Raw genomic sequence first — 15,399 nt, 5'->3', positions numbered from 1 at the left:
GGAATTAACCTAAAAAAGCATCAGGCAAACCGCAATTTTTATGGGCTTCCTGATGCTTTTTTTCATGTTGCTTATGGATCCACTATTGATAGAGCCGAGCGATGGCAGTCGCAGCCGAGCTGACATGCTCACGGAGCTCCTGGGGTGCAAGCACCTCGATTTCCGCCCCGCAGCTTAAGAGAAACGCGGACGCAGATTCCAACGTATTGAATTCCAAATCGGCCGTTATCCACCCTTCCTGCGGGTTCTGCGTGTCGCAATGAATGATTTTCACATATCGCTCCCGCTCAAAACGTTTGATTAGAGAAACGGTCATTCGAACCTGTGCCGGATATTGCGGTAGATTCTGCATGAACCGTGTCAATGATTCCTCCCAATACTGGGCCAAGTCAAAATCAGCCGGACGATGAAACGTCTCATCGGTCATCACGGCATCCACGATTCTGGATACGCGGTAAGTCCGCAGTTCGCCTTGGGATTCCGCCACCACATACCATGTGCTCCGCTTGGCAACCAGTCCGAGGGGAAGGACGATTCTCTCGACACGCTCCTCTCCCTTCATATAATGGATGCGGAGTACGCGATCCAGCCATACTGCCTCCTGAAGCACCGTAAGGTACGGATGCGATTCACGGTAAGCGTGCCAGCCAGCGCCATCAATATGGATTTTCTCCCGAATGATTTCGGCATCCTGCCGAATGGAGCGCGGGGAAGAAGCCAATAATTTCTGATAAGCGGCATCAAACTGTTTGCCTATGCCTAAATCTCCGATCAGCGGGCTATGGCTGGAAACCAGCAGGGAGATGAGTTCGTCAGGCGTCATGCCCGTCAGGTTTGTACGATAGCTCTCCTCCAGCACCCAACCGCCGTGGGAACCTCTCTCCGCATAAACGGGAATGCCGGCCGAGCTCAGGCTTTCCATATCGCGTATAATCGTTCGCTCCGATACCTCGAGCTGCTCCGCCAAATAACGGGTGTTCTTTTTACCACCGTTCTGAAGCATCAGCATGATGGACAGTAAACGGTCGGCTCTCATATCGTGTCACCTCTTTTAAGAACTGTAGAAGATAAATGTATTGTAGCATGGATATAAGACAATGGATGTCATATAAGCCTGATAGGATGAAGGTGTTGAGAAAATCTGTTATATGATGGAGGTTACGCTATGATTAACGAAAATCGTAAGCCGCTACAAGGCAAGGTTGCTGTCGTTGCAGGTTCGACGCGCGGTGCGGGTCGAGCTATTGCGGTTATGCTGGGTGCGGCGGGGGCAACGGTGTACTGCACAGGACGGAGCGTACGGGGACAAGCATCGGATATTAAGCGATCAGAGACCATTAACGATACGGCGGATATGGTGACAGAGCGGGGAGGGACCGGAATTGCCGTGCAATGTGACCATACCGTGGAAGAGCAGGTGAAGGCTCTGTTTGAGCGAGTTCGTGAGGAGCAGGATGGGCGACTCGACATTCTTGTCAATGATATATGGGGTGGCGAGCATCTTACACACTGGAATGTTCCGTTCTGGGAACAGTTCCTGTCCGATGGGTTGTTAATGCAGGAGCGTGCGGTTACCACGCATATGATCACAAGCTATTACGGTGTTCCACTCATGGTAGAGAATGGAAGCGGATTGGTCATTGAGGTTACGGATGGCTCTACTTACCGATATCGCGGGAACTTGTATTATAGTTTGGCCAAAATATCGCCGATTCATCTGGCAGAAGCAATGGCAGAGGAACTGCGCCCCTATCATGTAACCGCGTTATCCGTTACACCCGGATTTCTGCGTTCCGAACAAATGCTGGATCACTTCGGTGTTACAGAAGAGAATTGGCAGGATGCCGCAACGCAAGAACCGCATTTCATCGCGTCGGAGACGCCGTATTTGCTGGCGCAGGGGGTTGCGGCGCTGGCGGCTGATCCGGATGTTGCAGCCAAGAGCGGTAGAGCGCTGACCAGCTGGGATTTGTCGGATGAATACGGCTTCCGCGACATTGACGGCCGCAGTCCGCATTGGGGCCATTATGCGAAGGAGCAGGGTCTTCCCATATCGTAAGAAGATACGTAAAAACAGGGTGCCTATAGCCATGGCGGCGAATAGGCACCCTGTTTTGATGGGTAAAAATGTTCCTTTGACTTAGCATTTAGCGGTACCGCTGTGAGAACGTCTGTATCGGCAATAGCGGTACATCGCAGTGGAAGTCAAGGTTTTAGACTTCAGCTCATTACGAGCGGCCGCGTCTCATCGAGCCCATGATCAGGCTGACGATAAAGACAAGGACGACGGCACCAATCAGGGCAGGCAAGATGAAGAAACCTCCCATTTCCGGTCCCCAAGACCCGAGCAAAAGTCCACCCAGCCAAGCACCGACAAAACCAGCAATGATGTTACCGATGATACCGCCGGGAATGTCTCTGCCCATAATCAAACCTGCAATCCAACCAATGATACCGCCGACAATTAATGACCAAAGAAAACTCATGTTTATCACCTCGTATAAGTTATAGTTGTTTGTGCCTTACTATTAACCAAAGAAGTGACTTTTAAACCGGATTGATCCCGAACATTGATAAAATCATTTTTTTCCAGCTAACAAAAGGGAGTTGTTCTTTTGATAAATAGAGGGCTTTTGATTATGCTTGAAGTATCATGAACGTGAAAATTATAAAGGAGTTGGCATGAGGCTCATGGCAGAGAAATGGATAGAAGAATATACTATTCAATCCGTTGATGCGGATTTTCGGGGGGATTGCCGCTGGTCCTCGCTGCTCAGTATTTTGCAAAGGGCGGCAGACCGGCATGTCGAGGCGCTTGGGATCAGTCGCGAGGAGATGATTGAGCGGGGGATGGGCTGGATGCTCATTACGCTTGAGCTTGATATGGGGCGAATGCCAAGGGATATGGAGACCGTCCATGTCGAGACCTGGAGCCGCGGCTCTAAGGGGGCTCTGTGGCATCGGGATTATCGGATAAAAAATGCTGACGGAGAAAAGCTGGGTGAAGCCCGCTCGGTATGGGCGCTGGTGGATATTCACAAACGGAAAATCCTGCGTCCCTCCATGTTCCCGTATGAGGTGCCGATCGGTAAAGAATCGGTAGGAGAGCTGCCAAACAAAGCCGTATTGGCTGAAGGCGTGCAGCTTGCAGAGGCCTATACGTATAAAGTTCGATACAGTGGAATTGATGTGAACGGGCATCTGAATAATGCCCGGTATGCGGATCTGTGCTTCGATGTGCTGGACGAGCAGGAGCTACAGGAAGGGAAAGTGACGGGCTTCAAGATTACATATCACAACGAGGCCAGACTCGGAGATACGATGCTCCTCAGCCGTTCGGCTGAAGAGAACAGCAGGGTGTATGTGCAAGGCACTTCACCTGACGGGATAAACTTTTTTGAAGCGGCTATCGTTAGGGAACCATAAACCATCAGGCTGCTAATCCGGATAGGAGGGGAAGTGCCTGACGCTGCACGGAGGGAGAGCCGGATGTACAAAATCATGGTCGTAGAGGATGACCCGAAGCTGGCGGGGTTGCTGCAATCGCATATCGAAAGGTACGGCAACGAAGCGATTATTGTTGAGGATTTCGATCAGGTGCTGGAACAGTTCCAGGAGCTGAAGCCGCATGTGGTTCTGCTGGATGTGAATCTGCCGAGCTTTGACGGATACTATTGGTGTCGTCAAATTCGGTCGTTATCCACCTGCCCCATTATTTTCATATCTGCCAGAAGCGGAACCCCGGATCAATTAAGAGCCCTTGAGAACGGAGCGGACGATTATATTACGAAGCCATTTGCCTACGATATCGTCATTGCCAAAATCCACAGTCAGTTGCGGCGCGTATATGGCGATTATGCGACAGCATCCGCCGAACGTACGGTGGAGAAGGACGGGCTTGTCCTGTATCCCGAGCGAATGGAGATGAGTTTGGACGAACGGACCTCCGTTCTCACGAAAAAGGAAACGATTCTCCTCGAGACGCTGCTAAGCCGGAGTCCCCGCCTTGTTACGCGCGAGACCATTCTGGAGAAGTTATGGGATGATACCTTTGTTGACGATAATACGCTCAGCGTCAATATTAACCGGGTACGGAAACGGCTTGCCGAGCTGGGCATTGAGGATGCCCTTGAAACGGTCCGCGGCTCGGGATACCGACTTCATACGGTGTGGAAGAGGCAGTCATGAAAAAGCTGTTCTGGCGAGAGCATCTGCCGCTGATTATGTTCACGCTTGCAGCGCTGTTTGTGGTGCTGCTCGTTTTCTGGTATGACGGTTATGATCATCCGGTAACAGCTGTCTATGCGGTTTTTCTTGGTTTAACCATTCTGGGGGGATATTTGGCTTTCCGGTATTTCACGCACCGGGATTTCTATGAGCGGCTGTCACAGCCCATCCGATCGCTGGAGGAATCGATAAAGCATAATGAATCCGCTCCCCTGCCAACCGCTCTCAGCGAGCTTATGGAAGAACAGTACCGTCAATACCGCACGGTCATGGAGGAGTGGGAGCGACGGCGCAAAGAGCATATGATCTTCATGAATCAGTGGGTGCATCAGATGAAAACGCCGCTCTCGGTCATTGAGATGATCACGCAGGAGGACGATAACGATTCGTTCAAGAGCATTTCCGAGGAATCCGACCGAATCCGGCGGGGGCTTGAGATGGTGCTGTATATGTCCAGGCTCGAAACTTTCGAGCAGGATTTCAGCGTAGAGCCGGTGCATCTGAACCAGATAGCTGTCGACGCGGTTCATGAGAACAAGCGCTTCTTCATCCATAGTCATGTATATCCCGAACTGCTGGTGGATCCAGACCTTATGGTTCAGACGGATGCCAAGTGGCTGCGGTTTATTATGCTGCAGCTGCTCTCCAATGCCATTAAATATTCTGCCGGTACCGGATTCAAGGTGACGATTCAAGCTCGCCGCTCGGAGGATGGCCGTCATGTGATGCTGGAGATCACGGACCGGGGAATGGGAATTCCAAAGTCCGATATGAACCGGGTGTTCGACCCGTTCTATACCGGGGAGAACGGCCGCAAGCTGAAGGAGTCCACAGGCATGGGCTTATACCTCGTCAAGGAGGTCGTCCAGAAAATGAACCACCGGATTGAGCTGGAATCCGAGCCGGGGAAAGGCACAACCGTGAGGCTGATTTTCTAGGGATGAGGCTTATTTCATTGATCGCGTTATTCTCGTTAGAGATGCAGCTGCGGGAAGATCAAGCATGATTCTGTTCCGCTCTGCGCCCCGGATTTGTCATATCGAGGCTGTACTGGAGCCATAGCAAGCCATAGCATACAAGCTGTTAAGCTAGGAGCCTTATCTCGGGAAATGACTTCGGTTGAAGACATCTGTCAGAGATAAGGTTTTTTCTTATGGTTAAGTATGTATTGACGTCTTTCAGATTTGGGGAAAAGTGAATCTTACACCGATGTAAGACTGGTGAAAGAGTGATCGATAGGAGAAGGCCGGGGGATGCTATACACTAACCTTACAAGATTACGAAATAACGAGAGTGAGGTTTAACAAGATGGAAATATTGAACGTCCGCAATCTGGGCAAAGTCTACAAGGCCGCGGTGTCACACGAGGCGCTTTCCAATATCAATTTGAGCATCAACGAAGGGGAGTTCGTTGGCATTATGGGACCTTCCGGCAGCGGGAAAACGACGCTGCTTAACATGATATCCACCATCGACCGTCCCACATCCGGTGAGATCAGCATTGGCGGGAAAGATCCGTTTCGTCTGTCACAGGATCAATTGGCGATGTTCCGCCGCCGCGAGCTCGGGTTTGTCTTCCAGTCCTTCAATCTGCTTAATACACTGACCGTGAAGGAGAATATTCTGCTGCCACTGGCGCTGGACGGTGTCGATCTGGACGAGATGAACCGACGGGTCGGCGTGCTGGCAGAGAAGCTGGGCATTACATCGATTCTGGATAAGCGGACCTATGAAATTTCAGGGGGACAGGCACAGCGGACAGCTGTAGCGCGGGCGATGATCCACGTTCCGAAGCTGGTGCTTGCGGATGAACCGACGGGGAATCTGGATTCCAAATCCGCGCGCGACGTCATGGAGATCATGGATCGCAGAAACAAGGAAGACAAAGTGACCATGCTGCTGGTCACCCATGATCCGGTGGCCGCAAGTTACTGCAATCGGGTGGTGTTTATCAAGGACGGTCAATTGTACAACGAGATCACGTACGGTGACAGCCAGTCGGCTTTTTATCAGAAAATTATCAACGTGTTATCGCTGCTGGGGGGTTCGGGACATGAATTTTCGCCAGTTCGCCATTAATAATGTCCTGCGCAGCAAGCGCACATATATCGCCCACTTTCTGAGCAGTGCCTTCTCTGTCATGATTTTCTTTACTTATGGCCTGCTCTCGTTTCACCCGCAGCTCAAGGACGGCTTGGTCTCCTCCAGCGGAACCCTGAGCATGCTGGGAACCATGGGCATGACGGTATCCCAATATATTGTGTTTGTCTTTTCATTCTTTTTCCTGCTGTATTCCGTTGGGGCCTTTATCAAGGTTCGGAAGAAGGAATTCGGCATACTGATGATACTCGGAATGTCCCGCAAACAGTTGAACCGGATGCTGTTTATCGAAAATATTTTGATTGGCGCTGCTGCGATCATCGCCGGTTTGGGAATCGGCATGCTATTCTCAAAGCTCATTCTGTTAATCAGCGCCAAGCTGATGGCTGTGGATCAGGGCCTGCCGTTTTATTTTCCACTCCAAGCGCTTGTGATGACGGCAGTGGCTTACGCCGTGTTGTTCTTGCTCATTGCCCTGTTCTCCTCGCTTATGCTCCGTAAGGGCACGCTGCTCGCTCTTGTCAAAGCGGAGGAAAGCCCCAAGCCCCAGCCGAAAGCCTCACCCTGGCTGGCTGTGCTCGCCGTTTTCCTGATTGCTGCGGGATACGGCATGGTTATGGCCTTTGCCATTCTCCAAATTTTCAATCTATTGCTGCTGCTGGGCGGTGTTGTATTGGTCATCACTGGCACGTATTTTCTCTTCACCCAGTTCAGCGTTTATTTCATGCGGTACTTGCAGAAGAGGGAACGATTCTTTTTTCGCAAAACCAACCTGCTGACGGTATCGGAGCTGCTGTACAGAATCAAGGACAATGCAGTGATGTTTTTCCTTGTATCGGTCATTTCGGCATCCGCCTTTACCGGCATTGGGACGACGCTGGCCATTGGGGATCCGGGCTTGTCTGCGATGGAGAACCCTTATGCTTACACATATTCCATGTATGACGAGGATGAGGATAAAGGGAATCGGCATCTGGATATCATCAGGGAGGAGCTCAAGAAGGGAGGACTGGATTATAAGGAGGCAGAGGTTACCCCGATTTTCACGGATAACGGGGTTAAGCTGATTAAGCTGAGCGAATATAACGGTCTCATTCAATCGCTAGGTTACCCGGCAGAAACATTGGGCAATCTGGAAGGAATTCTGACTCCGGGAACGGTCTCGGAGAAGAACAGCTACCGCATCGACGGTCCTTTGTCTGATCAGTTCGAGGTATTAAACGGCAAAACATCGGAAATCGTCAAGGTGCTCAAGGCCGAAACGTTCATTGCGGTACCCGAAAGCTACGGGGAGACGCTGGTTGTATCCGACCGCTTGTACGAGGATGCGCTGCAGGCACAGCAGGACCAAGAATACGGTTATGCGGCCTACCATACATTTTACGTGCAGGATTGGAAGAATACCGGGGACGTGTCCAGATCGATTCTGGAACGTTTTAACGAGAATGAAGACAACAGTTATTATCTAAAATCGTTGTATTTCGATTGGAAAAACGCCCAGCAGCAGAACGGCATCTTACTCATGGTAAGCGGATTGGTTGGCATCGTCTTCTTTACCTTCGCAGCAAGCTTTGTCTATTTCCGCCTGTATGCGGATCTTGCACGGGATGAACAGCAATATCGCATGATTGCCAAGGTCGGTCTCAGTAAAAAAGAGCTTGGCATCATCATCACCAAGCAGCTTGTCATCATGTTCTTCCTTCCGATGCTCATTGCACTGATCCATAGCGGCGTTGCCTTCGTTGCCCTTCAGCAGCTGGTCGACTTCTCCATTGTAGGGCATAGTTTAAAGATTTTTATCTTTTTCCTGAGCATACAGATCATGTATTTCTTTATTACTCGATGGCGTTACCTGGAGCGTCTCAACAAAATGATTCAGTAGCATTCCCCTGTTTCCTCGTTGAAAAGTGTCAAAACGGGTATGTTATTACAAGAAGCACTTTATAACGAGGATGGGGGCGACTTTTCATAATGAATGATCACAGTATGTTAAAGACGGGTGCGATAGAGTCTGAAGAGATTGTGCCGGATATCCTTTCTATGCGCACCGTGATGGTGAACATCCAGATGATTGGCCTGCCGAGTTCAGGTGATTGGGTATTGGTGGACAGCGGCCTGGGTAATTTTGAAGATGCGATTGCAGAGGCAGCAGAAAAAAGGTTCGCTCGTCCGCCTGTCTGTATTGTGCTTACGCACGGCCATTTTGACCATGTGGGCAATGTGAAGGCATTGTCGGACCGCTGGGGCGTACCTGTCTACGCTCACCGGAACGAAATGCCGTTCCTGACTGGAGATGAGGATTACCCTCCAGCAGATCCAAGCGTGGGCGGTGGATTATTGGCCCAGTTCGCCCCGATGTATCCTCATAAAGCGATCGATCTGGGCTCACGAATTCGTCCATTGCCCCATGATGGCACGGTACCGAATCTCGCTGATTGGCGGTGGATTCATACACCAGGGCATAGTCCCGGTCATATCTCCCTGTATCGCGCTACAGACGGCGTTCTAATTGCCGGAGATGCTGTCATTACGGTGAAGCAGGAATCTGCATTAGCTGTCATAGGGCAGGAGAAGGAGCTGCATGGCCCACCGATGTACTTTACACCGGACTGGGACCTTGCAAAGGAATCGGTTCGCCGCCTGGCTGAATTAAAACCCCGGATTCTAATAACTGGACACGGCGTGTCGATGCACGGGGATGAGATGAGGGATTCGCTGGATCGGCTGGCCCGAGAGTTTAACCGCCTTGCCGTTCCCGATCATGGACGATACGTTAATAAAGATATGAACTGAATGGGATGGAAATCTATAGGATAGGATTCAGCTTCATGATATGAAATATTAACAGGGTTACGTGGACACCGTTGGGACAAACTCCCTGCGGTGTTTTGGCGTGCTCCAGGTCGGCATCCAGGGCGATTTCTCCATCATTGAGGAGTTGAAGAACCAGGGCTGCCCGATATGTGCCAGCCATACGTTTTGCCTGGTTCGCGAAGCGAACGATCTGATTCATTTTTGTGGAAATAAACGAAGGGAGGTTATAATAGGGGAACAGAGGAAGGGGAGGGCTATGAAAGTATTAGTATTGGCTGAGAAGCCGTCCGTCGCGAAGGAAATTGCCAGAGTGATGGGCAGCCGAGAGAAGCAGAAGAATTATTTTGAAGGACCGAAATATATTGTGACCTGGGCGCTTGGGCATTTGGTAGGTCTTGCAGAACCCGAGGATTATGATAAGAAATATCAAACCTGGGTGCTGGAGGATTTGCCGATCCTGCCGGATAACACCAGGCTTAAAGTGCTTAAGGAAACCAGCCACCAGTTCAAGACGGTGCAGCATCTGATGAAGCGACAGGATGTCGGGGAGATGATCATTGCTACCGATGCCGCCCGCGAAGGGGAACTGCTTGCGCGCTGGATTCTGAAAATGGCGAAGTGGAACAAGCCGTTCAAGCGGTTATGGATTTCTTCCCAGACCGATAAGGCAATCAAGGAAGGGTTCGCATCGCTGAAGCCGGGACAGCAGTTTGATCGACTGTATGAGTCCGCACGCTGCCGGGCGGAAGCCGATTGGATGGTTGGCCTCAATGTGACGCGTGCGCTTACGACCAAATTCAATGCTCAGCTGTCGGCAGGCCGGGTTCAGACGCCAACGCTCGGAATGATCATGGACCGTGAGAAGGAGATTGTCCATTTCCGCTCCCAAGAGTATGAGACACTGCAGGCCGATCTGGGAGGCTTCGAGGTTTCGTGGCGTCCGGCGGGCGGAGACGGTCGTCTGTTTGAGAAGGATAAGGCCGCGAAGCTGAAGTCGAAGCTGGAAGGCAGCACCGGGAAAATCACCAGCGTGAAGAAGAGCGAGAAAAACGAGCCGCATCCGCTGGCTTACGATTTGACCGAACTGCAGCGGGATGCCAACCGCAGGTTCGGGTTCTCGGCCAAGCAGACCTCGAATGTGCTGCAGCGCCTGTATGAACAGCATAAGCTGGTCACTTACCCGCGTACGGATAGCCGCTATCTGACATCCGATATGGTGGGGACGTTGAAGGAGAGATTGTCGAGTATTGCGATAGGACCTTATGCATCGCTTGCACGTCCATTGCTGCGCAAAAATATATCGCCAGGCAAACGGGTTGTGGATGATAGCAAGGTAACGGACCATCATGCAATCATTCCAACGGAGCAAACCGTGCTGCTTAATCAGCTGTCTGTTGATGAGCGGAAGCTGTACGATCTCATCGTGCGCCGCTTCATCAGCCTATTCTATCCTCCTGCCCGGTACGATAACGTATCGGTAACCGTGCAGATTGAAGGAGAGCTGCTCTACGCGAAAGGGACAACGATCAAGGACAGCGGATGGCGTGAGGTCTATGGCGGTGATTATGATGATGACGGCGATGATGAGCCTGAGGATGCCCAGGGTGCGTCCTCAGGCAAACTCCTGCCTGAACTGAAGGAAGGAGAGACGGTGAAGGTGGTTCGCTGCGTGCTGAAACCGGGACGGACACAGCCGCCCAAGCGCTACAACGAGGCGGCACTGCTCTCGCAGATGGAGAAGCACGGTCTTGGAACACCTGCGACCCGGGCGGACATCATTGAGAAGCTGGTTAGCTCGGACACCATCGAACGGCAGGGGCAATCCCTGCATCCGACAGGTAAGGGCAAGCAACTGATTGAGCTTGTCGCTCCAGAGCTGAGAACACCGGAGCTTACGGCACGCTGGGAGGCTGAGCTGGAGCGGATCGCGAAGGGGCAAGGCAAGCCGGAGCCGTTCCTGCGCGGCATTCGGGACATGACCAAGAAACTGGTCACCGACGTTAAGGGAAGCGACGCGGAATATAAGCCGCATAATGTCTCGAACAGCCACTGTCCGGACTGCGGTACAAGGCTGCTGGAGAAGAAGACCAAGCGCGGCAAGCTGCTGGTCTGCCCGAGCGAAGATTGCGGATATAAGCGTTCCGGTGAGAAACGTCTGTCAAACCGTCGCTGCCCGCAGTGCCATAAGAAGATGGAGATGAAAGAAGGCAAGGCGGGAATGTTTGTGCAGTGCCTTGGCTGCGGCATTACCGAAACGCTGAAGCAGGACGCCAAACATGTGAACAAACGGGAGGAACGGAAGCTCGTACAGCAATTCAGCAAACAGGAGTCGATCGGTTCGAATCTGGGCGACCTGTTGAAAGCAGCTCTTGAACAGAAGGGCAAGGAGTAGTCGGCTGTTTATGAGACCGCAGATGCTCGAAATGCTTTTTTCTTGCCGCTGTTAGCATAACCTCCGGCGCAATGGCCCATTCTACGGACAGGGGGTGATTTGCATGCCGAATCATAAAGCGAGAAAAACCGAAAATCAGCAGAACAAATCAAGCATTCTTGAGGAGAGTAAAACCCTCAAACCGAAAAAGGCTGCAGACTATGTACCAAGCCTGAACGAAATACCCAAGAATGAATCTTGAGCTTTCGTAACGGTCGAATGATTCGATTATCTTAGTTGTCATTGTGCTGGGCATCGGGGAGTCGGTTCTTGCCGGCAGACCGGTGTCCTCGTAATGGCATTTGCGGATGATGCGGCGGCAGGGCTGATTAGCCGGGCATTGTCTTCATTAGCCTGCGGTTTTATAATGATGGTAGAACTAATGGCTGATTGAGCAGCATGGATCAGTTGAAATGGGGGTGCGTGAGCCAACGTGAGACCTGCACTGATCGTTTGGTTTATTTTTATTAATGCGGTAGCCTATCTGGTCATGTCCGAGGATAAGCGGCGTGCCCGGTTGGGACGGGATCGTGTTCCGGAGAGAACGCTCTTTTTGCTGGCTGCAATTGGCGGTGCCTTGGGCGTATGGATTGCGATGTACCGCAAACGTCATAAGACACGGCATTTATCTTTTAAAATCGGAGTACCGCTATTATTAATCGTGAACGTTGCGCTGTATACGTACTTCTGGGGTTGAAGTCGGATTAGCCTGGTTTTTACATAAGGGGACAGCCGAACAGCAAGTCAGTTAGCTCGTTTCATATGGGTATGAAGTTGTTTAATAATAAGTAGTAGGTCTTTTAACAACAGAAAGAGGTGGCCTGTATGCTTTTTACTAAAATTCTTCTAGCTTACGACGGCTCCAAGGCAGCGAATAAAGCACTCGGACGTGCGGTTGAACTTGCGAAGGTAACGCCGGGAGCTACGCTGGATGTCATTCATGCTTACGATTTTCCGCGTTTTTTCGTTGGGGAAGGGCTAGCTCCGATTCCAGCTTCACTCAATAAAGATGTTTACGATCTTGCCGTGCAGACGACTGAGGAGATCCGCGAGCGAATTGAGAATTCTGGCGTGCCTGGTCAGGTGGAGATGATTCAGGGTCCTCCGGCTGAAGTTATTCTGGAGTATGCAGATCAGAACGGCAGTGACCTGATCGTTATCGGCAGCCGCGGTCTTGGCGGTATTCGCGAGTTTGTGCTCGGGAGTGTCAGCCATAACGTGGTGCAGCATGCAACGGTTCCAGTATTGGTCGTGAAATAATGATGTTGGGGACGCTGAGAGCGTCCCTTTTTTTATAAAGATAAGACAGTATAAACGTCAGAGGCTTTCCATTCTTATCTCGCAAGATAAACTCCCCCCAGATGTCGGATGATAAGATTTCGACACTAGCCCCCATCTTTCGTGTAAGTAACTACAATTAAAGAGCAGAATACGGTCTTATTTTATTCTGCGATAATACTTTTCCCTTACCCTCAATGCAGCAGCAAAAAAATCTCCATTGAATATGCTCCAGCGGAGCGGACGAATCGTGGATGGAGAAGCGCCAGCGTTCGCCTTTAAACACGGGAAACATCCATTATAGTTCAATCCAGTTTCCCGTGTTTAACAGCGATCGGAATCACGATGCGTCAGCGCAGCGCTGCTAATTGCTCAACATGTACTGCTTACAGTTTTTCATATCCACCAATTGGCAGGCCTTATAAAGCCCGCAGTCTCCAAGAAGTTTTTGCTGCTGCACGCCCCACTTGCCAGATACGAACATTATTTTTTGTGCAAATCTGATTGTTCGTGTTTAGGTTGACACTAGGTGTCAGAAATTGATAAACTGAGGATGTTGAGGTTCAAAATAACTTATGAAGCGTGATTGATGAAATTTAATATTTCTCGTATAAAACCGGGGATATGGCCCGGAAGTCTCTACCCGAAAACCGTAAATTTTCGGACTACGAGGGAATACAAACGGTGCGGCAACAACGGGGCCTGACTTCTTGTTTGCCTCTTTGGCGGCGGATGCGAATGACTCTTCTGCTTGGAGCAGCAGCGTTCGTAATCCTTGTATGTCCGAGACCTGCACAGATTTTGTGTTTACGGGATCGGACTTTTTTCAGTGGTCAGCAACGAATTGTCGAATTTCGAAGAAAGCGGGGGTAACTCATGTCAGCACAAGTAGGAGTTATTATGGGAAGCAAATCGGATTGGGATACGATGTCCCATGCATGCGAGGTGTTAGACGAGCTTGAAATTCCGTATGAGAAAAAAGTCGTATCTGCTCACCGCACACCGGACCTGATGTTCCGTTATGCCGAGGAAGCGGAGGGCCGGGGGCTTCGCGTCATTATCGCCGGAGCTGGTGGAGCCGCGCACCTGCCTGGTATGGTCGCATCCAAGACGGTATTGCCGGTCATCGGCGTTCCGGTTAAATCCAAAGCGCTGAAGGGTCTGGATTCATTGCTGTCGATCGTACAGATGCCAGGGGGCATTCCGGTAGCGACCGTAGCCATCGGCAAAGCGGGGGCCACTAACGCTGGACTTCTCGCAGCTCAAATACTGGGTACTTCGGATGCAGGGATTCGTGAAAGAGTGCAGGCGCGTCGTGACCGTATTCGTGACGAAGTGCTGGAAAGCAGCAATAACTTATGATGGAGAACGGAACACAGCAGACAACCGGATCCGGTAAAAAGCTCTTGCCTGGTTCCGTCATTGGCGTTCTGGGCGGCGGCCAGCTTGGACGGATGATCGCGCTGGACGGCATCCGGATGGGTTATTCGTTCGTCACGCTGGACCCGACGCCGAACTCGCCGCTCGGTCAGATGGCTGAGCAGATTACGGCAGGTTACGATGATGTCGAAGCTGCACGTCAATTGGCAGAGAGTGCTGATGTCATTACGTACGAATTCGAGAATGTCGATGCGGGCGTAGCCAAGCTTCTGGAGGAGCAGTCTTATGTTCCGCAAGGAAGCAAGCTGCTCTATACCACACAGCACCGTTTGCGTGAGAAGGCGGCAATTGAAGCCGCAGGCGTGCCGGTTGCACCGTATCGTGAGATAACAAGCCTTGCAGATTTGCAGTCGGCCGCGACTGAGCTTGGACTTCCGTGCGTGCTTAAGACCGCTACGGGAGGTTATGATGGTAAAGGGCAGGCGGTTCTCCGCAGCGAGGATGAGCTGGAGTCGGCTTACAGGGAGCTGGCAGCCAGTGGAACGGAGCTCGTATTGGAGAAGTTTGTGAAGTTTGCGTGCGAGATTTCCGTGATCGCTGCACGCACCCCAAGCGGTATCGTGAAGAGCTTTCCGCCGGCAGAGAACGTGCACGTCAACAATATTTTGCACTTGTCGGTTGTACCTGCGCGTGTGCAAAGCGACGTTCAGCGCAGGGCCTGTCAGCTCGCGGAACGCGTGGCTGAAGGCTTAGGAGCGGTTGGCCTGCTGGCCGTGGAGATGTTTGTGACCGAGGATGGCGAGCTGTATGTGAACGAGCTTGCACCACGTCCGCACAACTCGGGCCACTACACGATGGAGGCTTGCTCAACTTCCCAATTCGAGCAGCATGTGAGAGCCATATGTAATCTCCCACTCGGAGATACCACGCTGCTGAGCCCGGTTGTTATGGTGAATGTGCTCGGCCAGCATCTGGAGGAGGTCGTGCAGCGCTTCGGTAATGAGGATACGCTGGCAGAGTCTCTGGGTGTTGTGCCTAAACTTCATCTGTACGGCAAGAGCGAGGCGAAGCTTAACCGCAAGATGGGACATATCAACCTCTTGTGCGGGGATGTGGATGCCGCCCTGGAATGGGTGGAGAAAATGAATATTTGGAGGCAGGATTAAACG

Annotated in this window: 15 protein-coding genes and 1 riboswitch; of the genes, 13 read left to right on the top strand and 2 right to left on the bottom strand. The window is 51.4% G+C overall.

The window, feature by feature from the left end; genetic code table 11:
- Positions 1-82 precede the first annotated feature (82 nt).
- Positions 83-1,036 (bottom strand): helix-turn-helix transcriptional regulator, encoded by a 954-nt coding sequence (locus M2277_RS23820; protein ID WP_280755646.1) that lies wholly within the window; start codon positions 1,034-1,036, stop codon positions 83-85.
- 129 nt (positions 1,037-1,165) lie between these two features.
- Here M2277_RS23820 and M2277_RS23815 point away from each other — a divergent pair, with 129 nt between their 5' ends.
- The gene (locus tag M2277_RS23815) at positions 1,166-2,059 is read left to right on the top strand and encodes an SDR family oxidoreductase (protein WP_280755645.1); all 894 of its coding nucleotides are present in this window, start codon (positions 1,166-1,168) and stop codon (positions 2,057-2,059) included.
- 169 nt (positions 2,060-2,228) lie between these two features.
- Here M2277_RS23815 and M2277_RS23810 read toward each other — a convergent pair whose 3' ends face one another.
- Complete coding sequence (locus M2277_RS23810; RefSeq protein WP_006208269.1) at positions 2,229-2,486, bottom strand: GlsB/YeaQ/YmgE family stress response membrane protein; 258 nt, start codon at positions 2,484-2,486, stop codon at positions 2,229-2,231.
- A gap of 205 nt (positions 2,487-2,691) precedes the next feature.
- Here M2277_RS23810 and M2277_RS23805 point away from each other — a divergent pair, with 205 nt between their 5' ends.
- The 12 genes from M2277_RS23805 to purK all read left to right on the top strand — a co-directional run bounded on the left by M2277_RS23805 (position 2,692) and on the right by purK (position 15,396).
- Positions 2,692-3,426 (top strand): acyl-[acyl-carrier-protein] thioesterase, encoded by a 735-nt coding sequence (locus M2277_RS23805; RefSeq protein ID WP_006208270.1) that lies wholly within the window; start codon positions 2,692-2,694, stop codon positions 3,424-3,426.
- A 63-nt stretch (positions 3,427-3,489) separates the two neighbouring features.
- A complete protein-coding gene (locus tag M2277_RS23800) occupies positions 3,490-4,188 on the top strand; it encodes a response regulator transcription factor (protein WP_006208271.1) in 699 nt (232 codons plus the stop codon).
- Complete coding sequence (locus M2277_RS23795; RefSeq protein ID WP_280755644.1) at positions 4,185-5,165, top strand: sensor histidine kinase; 981 nt, start codon at positions 4,185-4,187, stop codon at positions 5,163-5,165. Before M2277_RS23800 ends, M2277_RS23795 begins: the two co-directional genes overlap by 4 nt.
- 370 nt (positions 5,166-5,535) lie before the next feature.
- Entirely contained in the window at positions 5,536-6,306 is a 771-nt protein-coding gene (locus M2277_RS23790) for an ABC transporter ATP-binding protein (protein ID WP_036640888.1), read from the top strand.
- A complete protein-coding gene (locus M2277_RS23785) occupies positions 6,281-8,209 on the top strand; it encodes an ABC transporter permease (protein ID WP_280755643.1) in 1,929 nt (642 codons plus the stop codon). The genes M2277_RS23790 and M2277_RS23785 overlap by 26 nt, the downstream gene beginning before the upstream one ends.
- Before the next feature lie 89 nt (positions 8,210-8,298).
- Positions 8,299-9,120, top strand: a complete 822-nt coding sequence (locus M2277_RS23780) for an MBL fold metallo-hydrolase (protein WP_280755642.1) — start codon at positions 8,299-8,301, stop codon at positions 9,118-9,120.
- A 277-nt stretch (positions 9,121-9,397) separates the two neighbouring features.
- Complete coding sequence (locus tag M2277_RS23775; protein ID WP_148248161.1) at positions 9,398-11,533, top strand: DNA topoisomerase III; 2,136 nt, start codon at positions 9,398-9,400, stop codon at positions 11,531-11,533.
- A 103-nt stretch (positions 11,534-11,636) separates the two neighbouring features.
- The gene (locus tag M2277_RS23770) at positions 11,637-11,774 is read left to right on the top strand and encodes a hypothetical protein (protein WP_006208278.1); all 138 of its coding nucleotides are present in this window, start codon (positions 11,637-11,639) and stop codon (positions 11,772-11,774) included.
- Between the two features lie 231 nt (positions 11,775-12,005).
- On the top strand, positions 12,006-12,269 hold the full coding sequence (locus M2277_RS23765) for a DUF1294 domain-containing protein (protein WP_063478594.1): 264 nt from the start codon (positions 12,006-12,008) through the stop codon (positions 12,267-12,269).
- A gap of 128 nt (positions 12,270-12,397) precedes the next feature.
- Positions 12,398-12,832, top strand: a complete 435-nt coding sequence (locus tag M2277_RS23760) for a universal stress protein (RefSeq protein WP_036640884.1) — start codon at positions 12,398-12,400, stop codon at positions 12,830-12,832.
- 604 nt (positions 12,833-13,436) lie between these two features.
- Positions 13,437-13,538: riboswitch (purine riboswitch) on the top strand.
- A gap of 188 nt (positions 13,539-13,726) precedes the next feature.
- Positions 13,727-14,212, top strand: coding sequence for a 5-(carboxyamino)imidazole ribonucleotide mutase (purE, locus tag M2277_RS23755; RefSeq protein ID WP_006208281.1), 486 nt, complete (start codon positions 13,727-13,729; stop codon positions 14,210-14,212).
- Positions 14,209-15,396, top strand: a complete 1,188-nt coding sequence (gene purK, locus M2277_RS23750) for a 5-(carboxyamino)imidazole ribonucleotide synthase (protein ID WP_280755641.1) — start codon at positions 14,209-14,211, stop codon at positions 15,394-15,396. Before purE ends, purK begins: the two co-directional genes overlap by 4 nt.
- Positions 15,397-15,399: the final 3 nt, after the last annotated feature.

It is taken from the genome of Paenibacillus sp. LBL, assembly GCF_029893715.1.
Taxonomy (GTDB): domain Bacteria; phylum Bacillota; class Bacilli; order Paenibacillales; family Paenibacillaceae; genus Paenibacillus_AQ; species Paenibacillus_AQ glucanolyticus.
Note: the sequence above shows the minus strand (reverse complement) of the source record. Positions and strands in the feature narration are given on the sequence as shown.